The organism is Clostridioides sp. ZZV15-6383, assembly GCF_020657735.1.
GTDB classification, from domain to species: Bacteria; Bacillota; Clostridia; order Peptostreptococcales; family Peptostreptococcaceae; genus Clostridioides; species Clostridioides difficile_D.
This window is the reverse complement of sequence record NZ_JAGWCV010000170.1, coordinates 1-384: the sequence shown is the minus strand read 5'-3', so window position 1 is coordinate 384 and position 384 is coordinate 1. Positions and strand designations below refer to the sequence as shown.

General features: G+C 29.2%; 1 protein-coding gene. It reads left to right on the top strand.

Annotated features, from left to right (window positions below; genetic code table 11):
* Positions 1-384, top strand: a 384-nt coding sequence (locus tag KGF42_RS19295; protein WP_227826922.1) for a transposase, incomplete at both ends; no start/stop codon positions are given.

Here is a 384-nt window from a genome sequence, read left to right as displayed (position 1 = left end):
ATGGAAACATTATGTATTGTGGTCAACATATAAAACTACCTAAACTTGGTATGGTTAAGATAAGGGATAAACAAGTACCTCAAGGTAGAATACTTAATGCTACTATATCTAAAGAACCAAGTGGTAGCTATTATGTATCATTATGTTGTACTGATGTAGATATTGAAGCATTTAAAAATACTAATAATCAGATAGGTTTAGATTTGGGAATTAAAGAATTTTGTATCTCAAGTCGTGGAGAATTTATAGAAAATCCGAAGTATCTTCAGAAGTCATTAAGCAAACTTGCTAAATTACAAAGAGAATTATCGAGAAAGACAATCGGTAGTTTAAATAGAAATAAAGTAAGATTAAAAGTTGCAAGACTTCAAGAACATATAGCTA